The 8,549-nt window shown below is 32.6% G+C and carries 7 protein-coding genes and 1 pseudogene; 7 read left to right on the top strand and 1 reads right to left on the bottom strand.

Annotated features, from left to right (window positions below; genetic code table 11):
- From ACJROP_RS02215 to hisB, 7 genes and pseudogenes are all read left to right on the top strand, one after another.
- Positions 1-244: pseudogene (locus tag ACJROP_RS02215) on the top strand (Ig-like domain repeat protein); the annotation flags it as partial.
- 261 nt (positions 245-505) lie between these two features.
- Positions 506-4,402, top strand: a complete 3,897-nt coding sequence (locus ACJROP_RS02210) for a DUF3344 domain-containing protein (protein ID WP_406533870.1) — start codon at positions 506-508, stop codon at positions 4,400-4,402.
- Positions 4,403-4,473: 71 nt separating this feature from the next.
- The gene (locus ACJROP_RS02205) at positions 4,474-5,058 is read left to right on the top strand and encodes a flavodoxin family protein (protein WP_406533869.1); all 585 of its coding nucleotides are present in this window, start codon (positions 4,474-4,476) and stop codon (positions 5,056-5,058) included.
- 47 nt (positions 5,059-5,105) lie between these two features.
- Entirely contained in the window at positions 5,106-6,665 is a 1,560-nt protein-coding gene (locus ACJROP_RS02200) for a flippase (protein WP_406533868.1), read from the top strand.
- Between the two features lie 120 nt (positions 6,666-6,785).
- Positions 6,786-7,478, top strand: a complete 693-nt coding sequence (locus ACJROP_RS02195; RefSeq protein ID WP_406533867.1) for a TOBE domain-containing protein — start codon at positions 6,786-6,788, stop codon at positions 7,476-7,478.
- Positions 7,479-7,494: 16 nt separating this feature from the next.
- A complete protein-coding gene (locus ACJROP_RS02190; RefSeq protein WP_406533866.1) occupies positions 7,495-7,695 on the top strand; it encodes a 4Fe-4S binding protein in 201 nt (66 codons plus the stop codon).
- 39 nt (positions 7,696-7,734) lie between these two features.
- The gene (gene hisB, locus ACJROP_RS02185; RefSeq protein WP_406533865.1) at positions 7,735-8,313 is read left to right on the top strand and encodes an imidazoleglycerol-phosphate dehydratase HisB; all 579 of its coding nucleotides are present in this window, start codon (positions 7,735-7,737) and stop codon (positions 8,311-8,313) included.
- A gap of 127 nt (positions 8,314-8,440) precedes the next feature.
- Here hisB and ACJROP_RS02180 read toward each other — a convergent pair.
- Positions 8,441-8,549, bottom strand: a 109-nt coding sequence (locus tag ACJROP_RS02180) for a F420-dependent methylenetetrahydromethanopterin dehydrogenase (protein ID WP_406533871.1), incomplete at its 5' end; no start/stop codon positions are given.

Below are 8,549 nucleotides of genomic sequence, written 5' to 3'. Positions count from 1 at the left end.
TGTTAACATGACCTACAAAGACGGTACAGCTTACGAAGTCCAATTAGTGAACTCCGAAGGCCAAGCAGTTGCTTTACGCGGTCAAATAATTAAAATAACAGCTAACGGCATTGTTTACAACAAGAAAACAGATGCAAACGGTATTGCAAAACTAACAATCAACTATGCACCTGGAACCTACGAATTAAAAGCAGAATACAACGGTGTTGAGATAGCAAACAACGTAACAGTAAATAATGCGTAAAATAAACGTATAAATTTAGAATTAGGCTTATTTCATAAGCCTAACATTTTTCTTTTTTTAATTTAATTTAATGTGTTTTTTTGAACATTAATTTATAAAATCGCTATTAGTTCTATAGGTTTCAAATTCAATTTTAAGAAAAATTTATATCCTATTTGCTTCAAAATTAAATAATAATTATTATATTTATTTAAAAAAGTATTACTCATTTGGCAATTATTGTAATACTTTTAATAAACAAATTTCAATCAGGTTTTTTAAATGATGAATAGAAAGGTATTGTTAATTTCATGTTTAATCTTTGTGATGTTTATTAGCGTGGGAGTTGCATTTGCTGAAGATGCTAATTCTACTTCATTAACTATTGATTCAGACTATGATGCTCCCGATGCTTATGAAAAGTTAGCCAGTTCCCATCAAGAAGTTTTAGGTGAGGATAGGGTAACTAGTGATGATATACCTACTGTTGATAGCGGTACTGTTTCTGGGGGCGTAGATGTTGTGACCACTCATCCATGGGGGCCTTCTGATGCGGTAAATGGTAATCATGGCAATTTAGTTTATGATATTCCTTCAAAAGCAACAGACATTAAACTTGCTCATGTTTATGTCAATGTTTATTCAGGTAGTGCACAGCCTACTTATGGTTCTGTTGCGAATATCTCAATTAAAACTGATAATGGATATCTTAATAAAACTGAAATGTTAAAGTATGATGCCGGAAAAACAGATGGTACTCTTTATATTGTAAATGATCATATTACAAAAGTTTATTCAGATTATATGATTTTTTATAATATCACTGACTTGGTACAAGGTTTAAATGGTACCTCCATTGCAATAAAAGTTGATTCTTTACCCATGCAAGGAAAAAGTTTCGATGGAAGAATTAAGTTAATTTCACTGATTTTAGCTTATGATGATGGTGATTCGGACACTATTGATTATTGGATTAATGCTGGTCAAGCGTGGACAGACCAAATAACTCAAACCCATTTTGATTCGGATGGTGTGGAAGCGGTCGGTAATACTAGGGCTACCCTAACCAATATAGGTCTTTCAAGTAATGATGCATTGTATGAAATTAATGAAAACCCTCTCTTTTTTGATGAAGAGAAGGAAGATGAGTATATTGATGGGCCGTATTATCAATATCATAAATGGGATGTAACTGATTATATTGGTGAAGATATAACTATTTCATTTATTGCAAGTAAGAGTGGATGGGGGTCTTTCAAGGAAGTTCTATCAGTTTTAATTGTTGATCATAATTTCACTGATGAGAATTCTATTAACGGGACTGATGTAGATTTTAGAACAGAATACTCAACCAGTACTGAACCTACCATTTGCATTTATGCCGGAACCACCAATACAATATCTGCTAAGGTATTGACAAATAAAGGAGATACATATACTGTTAAATTGTTCGTAGATGGCAATCAGGTTGACGAACAGAAAGTATCTCTAAACAAGGTTAAAACCATATATTTAACAGACTCCACTATTCGCCCGGTTAATGAAAATTCAGTCTATGGGAAAGAAAATGAAATAGTTAATTATACAGTTAAAATTTATAACAAGGATGGAAAGGAATTAAACTCTTCTTCTCACTTGATTCCTGTTTTATATAACGGTTATTTGGGCAATGACTTGGCGTATCCTTGTGGAGAATATGAATTATTCTTCAGTGAAACCATTACTGGGGATATTAAAATCGATACTAAAGATGAAGATACTTATTTGGAAAGAACAGACCTAACCAGAACTGATGTTTGGAGTGTTACTTTGCCTGGAAATTCTGATTTAGTAAAAGCATATATTTATGTGCCTTATAATTATTTTATTCCAAATTATCATCTTTTGATTAATGATAGTGTTCCTGAAGATAAAAACATGTTCAATGTTACATTTAACGGTAAAAAAATAGATAATGATAATATCAAATTTTATAGGGATCAAAGCAATTTAGGAAACTATGCGGAATACGGATATGGGCTTTTAGTTTATGATGTCACTGATTTAATAAAGACTGGAGAAAACACATTTATTTTGAATAAAAAAGACACATATCCTGCAGTTTCCCCTAGTACTTTAATATATCTGTATAATACTACATCCAGCTCAACACTTAAAGAGATATATCTTTCAAATGGTGTCGATTTGCTTGAAAACAGTTATAATTTAGCAAAAAGGGCTGTTAAATCTGATGTTACTGTTAATTTAAATCCTGAGTTAGTTGAAGATGCAAGATTATATGTTTTCGCTGCCGGCGCTCAAGAAGGCAACGGAAATATTAAATTCAATGGAAAGGAATTTACCAATGTTTGGAAGGGAACATCACATACAACCGATTTATACGAAGTAAATGTCAAAAAATTTATTGATGAAGTGAATACTGTTTCTTTTATTTCAACCGGTTCTACAATTCAGGCATTGCAGCAAATAATTGTCCTTACCAAGAATATACAAACATCAGTTGATGTGATTACTACTAAAGAGGGAGACAATGTTTTTGCAGGTATTAAAAATGATATAAATATCACTATTAAAAATACCAGAAATGGTAAATTCAATGTAACACTATTTGCTGATGGAAAATATGTTAATTCTACTGAAATCACTTTAAATGGAAATAGTAAATCTTTAATTTTAAGCGATCCTACAATTCGCCCTATTACTGAAAATTTAGGCTATGGAGAAGAAAACGATAAAGTTAATTATACAGTTAAAATTTTTGACAGTACAGGAAAACAAATATATTCCTACTCTAATTCAATGCCTATTATATATAATGGTTATTTGGGTAAAGATTTTGAATATCCTGGGGAAAATAATAATTTATTCTTTAAAGGGACTATTACCGGCGATATTGTAATCAATACTACCGGCAGTTATCTATCATCAACTAAAACTGAAAGAACCGATGTTTGGAATGTTAATTTGCCGGGTAATTCTAATTTCGTAAAAGCATATATTTATGTTCCATATAGTTTCTTTTCTGCTTCAGGTTCAAATGAGGATAAAAATATGTTTTCAGTCGTGTTTAATGGTGTTAAAGTAGCTCCTGTTGGATTTTATAGGGATCAACCCAATTATGGAGTTTATGTGAAAAATGGTCAAGGACTTTTAGTTTATGATGTTTCAAGTTTAATTAAACAAGGAAAAAACACCTTCACTTTAAATAAAAAAACAGGCATTATTGTATATCCAAGCACTTTGATTTATTTATATAACACCGTAGGCACTTCAGTAAGTAAAAATGTTTATATTTCAAATGGTGCGGATTTGCTTTCTGCTGATAAGATTGATGGTTTAAATCAAGTCAAGTCAGATTCATCTATCAGTGCTGATTTAACTAACATGATTGATGCAAGGTTATATGTCTTTGCTGCTAGCGCTCAAAAAGACGAGGGCAATGTCATATTCAATGGAAAAGAATTTGCCAATGTTTGGGATGGTGAAACATTTAGCAGTGATGTTTTCTCTTCAGATGTTACAGACAGCATAAAAACCAGCAATTCAATTTCTTTTGTTTCAACTGGAGATGAAATATTAGCATTACAGCAAATATTAGTAACATCATTTAAGAAGATTGACACTAGTATTTCTGCGAATAAGGTGAATACTGCCTATTTGAGTGGAACAAAGTTGATTGTAACTTTAAAAGATAGTAAAGGCAATCCTTTGTCAAACAAAAAAGTTTCAATTAAATTGAATGGTAAACCATATGATAGAGTTACCGATGCTAATGGTCAGGTTAAATTAGACGTTACATCAGCTTTAGGTGCTTATACTGCATCATTGACATTTTTAGGGGATGAAAAGTATACCAAATCAACTTCATCCGTCAGTGTCGTTGTTAAAAAGGCAACACCTAAATTTACTGCTGCTAAAAAGACTTTCAAAGCCAAAACAAAAACCAAAAAGTATACAATTACTTTTAAAACCAATACTGGAAAACCGATGAAAAAGGTTAAACTTACTTTAAAGATTAAAGGAAAAACTTATAAAGCCACTACTAATGCTAATGGTAAAGCAACCTTTAAAATAACAAAATTCACTAAAAAAGGTAAGTTTACTGCCACCATCAAATATTCTGGAAATAAATATTACAATGCAGCAAGTAAGAAAGTTAAAATCACTATTAAAAAATAGAGATTAACTCTCTATTTTCTTTTTTTCATTTTTCTAAAAATATTTTAATAATCATATTCTAAACTATTTTCATGAAAGTCTTTGGTATTTGTGCTAGTCCACGAAATAATACAACTGAATATGTCCTTTCAAAAGCTCTTGAAGATTTAAGCAATGAAGGGTTTGAGACTGAAATGTTCACCTGCATGGGAAAAGACATTAAACCCTGCATGCATTGCGATTATTGCCTTGAACATAAGAAATGCATAATTGATGATGACATGAATGATGTCTATGAAGGCCTTTTAAGCGCCGATGGAATCATTTTGGCAACTCCAATCCAAAGTGGGGGAATCAGTTCAAACTTATCAGCAATCATGGATAGGACAAGGGCTTTGGAAGCAATTGACTATAATATATTAAGGGGAAAAATCGGAATGAGCATTACCGTAGGAGGGGACCGTACAGGCGGCCAGGACTTTGCCCATCTAAAAAACATTACATATTTTATGATACATGGCATAATACCTGTCAGTGGAGGACCATTCGGATCAAATTTAGGTGCTTCTTTCTGGTCGAATGACTCATTAGAGGATATTAAAAAAGATGATTATGGAATGGAGTCATTAAATAGGACTTTGATAGAATTTGAAAACTTCTTAAATAAGTATATTTAAATACTAAAATCATTATATTATTAATGAATATTTTTTAAGGTTAGATTATGGCAAATAAGTTAGTGCGTGGTAGTTTAATTATCTTGATTGGTAATGTGATTTTCCGTATTGGTGGTTACATTTATCGTTTTTTAATGGCGATTCTGCTTGGACCTACTGCGTATGGTATTTTGGGAATTACCTTGCCGTTTCAGGGAATTTTCCAGACTTTATCTGCTGGGGGTCTTCCTCCTGCAATCGCTAAGTATGTTGCAGAATATGAAGCCGTTGATGAAAAGGACATGGCCAGGCAAACAATTTATACGGCCTTAAAGATAATGGTATTTTTAGGATTGTTCTTTGGAGCATTGATGATATTTGTTGTCGCTCCATATTTGGCTTATGATTATCTTGGAAAGCCTGTTACTTTGGTTCCGTTGCAAATTATCGGTCTGATTACTCCGTTCAGCGTTATCGTAGGTGCGTTTAGGGGAGCATTTCAGGGAGTATATAAGATGGAATATATCGTATATACCCGTGCCGTAGAGCAGTTAGGTATGATCTTGTTTGCAACTGCCTTTGTTTTGATTGGTTTGTCAGTAATCGGTGCTTTGTGGGGTACTGTTTTAGGATATTCATTGTCTGTTGTAGCCGCAGTTTATCTTTTTAGATATCGCATGGGCGATTTAATCCCAAAACCTAGCGATGATTTTGTTTTTACAAGGCGCGATGAGTTGAAATTGGCCGGAACTTTGGTTAAGTTTTCCATTCCCGTCATTATAACCGCTATCGCTGAAATGCTTATCTACAACATCTGTACTATTGTAATGGGCAAATTCTTAACATTGGACGATATCGGATTTTTTGCAGCGGCAGATCCTATTGCAAGGCTTCCATTGATTATTTCAATTTCCATTGCAACTACAATCTTGCCGGCTTCTTCTGAAGCATTTAAGCTTAAAGACATCAATATGCTTCAAAAATATGTTTCTGAAGCTTATAAGTACTCATTATTGTTTGTCGTACCTATGTGTGTCGGTCTTGCATTGTTTGCAGCACCTACATTAAGAGTCCTATACTTTAAGAATCCCGCTTATGTTGCAGGAGCAATGGCATTGTCAATTCTGTCTTTAGGAATGACTTTTTATTCCATATTTGCCATTTCAACCAGTATTATTCAAGGAATCGGAAATCCAAGAATTCCAATGTATATTTTGGTTGGTGGAGCGGTTGTCACCGGTATTTTGAATTGGCTTATGGTTCCATCACTTGGAATTGCAGGTGGGGCATTGGCTACCAGTGTGGCCTGTTTTTTAATGATGGTTCCGTGTGTCTACATGGTATTCAGATTGACAAAGACTAAAGCTCCTACAAAGGCAGTAGTTAAAATATTGGCCGCTTCAGCGATTATGGGTGCTTTTGCATATCTTATTCCAAAGACTACAGTATATTTGTTCCCGGGAATATTTGCATGCGTAATCGTCTATTTCTTTGCTTTGATTTTAGTTAAATTTTTCCAAAAAGAAGATATTGAAAGCTTAAGAAACTTTTCAGCCAGATTAGGTCCATTATCTAAAATAGTTAATAAGATGCTAAGCCTTGTTGAAAGAATAGAATTCAGAGAATAATCTTAATCGATATGAAAAAATTATTGAAATTATTTTCGCTTTTCATTTTCTAAAATAAATAGAAAAAGTTATTTAATAATAGAAATATATATAATAATATTATATTTCGGGGGATTTATAATGGCTGATGTAAAAGCTGGTGTTGAATACAAAATCAATGTTGATGGCAATTCTTTTTTATTAGATAACAAGAAATACCAATTGCTACAATCTATTTTAGATTCTGGTTCTTTAACTGCTGCAGCTAAAGAAATCAAAGTTTCTTATAGAACTGCATTAAACTACATTGAAAAAATGGAATCAACACTCAATGTTAAAATTGTTAGTACAACAAAAGGCGGAAAAGGCGGAGGTGGAGGAACCTCTCTTACAGACGAAGGGTATTCTATCCTGAAAGAATGTAAAAAGATTAATGCGATTATGGAACTTCACAAGGATGTTAATGAAATTGAAGCTGAAATCGTTGACATTAATGAAGTTAAAGGCGTAATGACAATTAAAATGAATCAATTTGAAATAAACGCTCCATTAAATAGGAATTATGAAATTGGAGATAAAATATTGGCTTTAATAAGTTATGACAATATCTTTTTAATGTTAGAGCCTCAAACTTCAAGCATCCGTAACATATTAAAAGGTCAAATCGTCGAAATGAAACTTGAAAATGAAATAATTCGTGTTAAAGTTAATGTTGGCGGAGTTATTTTATGTTCTGACATAACAGTTTCAGCTGAAAAGGAATTGACTCTTAATATAGGTAAAGAAGTCTATGTTGGATTTAAAGCAATGTCCGTTGCGACATTAAAAATATAATTTTGGAGATAAGTTCATGTTACAGATTTTAGTTGATGAAGATAAATGTACGGGTTGTGGAGAGTGTTATGAAATTTGTCCCAAAGCAGCTAAAATTTGGAAAGTTGATAGAGTTGCACATATATTGGATTTAAGATATTGTCATGTTTGTACTCTATGTGCAATGGAATGTCCTGAACAATGTATTAAAATTATACGTCCGGGTCAAGAAGGTTGAATGCTTGAAGCTTAAATTAATTATTTGATAGGTTAGATTATGACTAGAAATGCGAATGTTTCAAGAAAAACATCTGAAACAGATATCAATATCAAAATGAATCTTGATGGAACAGGTAAATATAATATTTCTACTGGTGTAAACTTTTTTAACCATATGCTTGAATCATTTTCAAAGCACAGTATGGTCGATTTGGATATCCGGGCAACAGGAGATATTGAAATTGATGATCACCACACCATTGAAGATGTTGGAATACTTTTAGGCGAAGCATTTAGACAAGCTATTGGAGATAAAAAAGGAATAAAGAGGATGGCTCATGCAATTGTTCCTATGGACGAATCTGTTGCGACAGTTGCAATTGATATTAGCGGTCGTAGCTATTGCAATATGAAGCTTGATTTTAAGAATGATAAAATCGGGGATATGACTGCTGATGTTGTTATCCATTTCTTTGAATCTTTTGCTTCAAGTGCCAAATTAAACATTTACGGCACTGTTGAAGGGGCAAACGATCACCACAAGGCTGAAGCTGTCTTTAAAGCATTTGCTAAATCCGTTAAAGAAGCAGTTAAGGTTGAACATGATCAAATTCCTTCTACAAAAGGAGTATTATAGCTAATTAAATAGCTATCTTTTTTTAATTTTTTTTAAAACAAGTATAATTCTTTTTTTTTGAATAGTAGCATAGCTATTATGTGGTGATTTTAAAAAATAAAAAAATGAAAGTAGCAAATAATGCTACTTATTGTGGTTTTGAAATTAATTCTGTTTTACAACCTGGGTTTCCTTCTTTCATGTGAGGGGTTCTTAAAACAGTATCATTTGCTTTTTCGATTTCTCTTGCTTCTTGT

The organism is Methanobrevibacter sp. (assembly GCF_045220775.1).
GTDB lineage: Archaea > Methanobacteriota > Methanobacteria > Methanobacteriales > Methanobacteriaceae > Methanocatella.
Note: the sequence above shows the minus strand (reverse complement) of the source record. Positions and strands in the feature narration are given on the sequence as shown.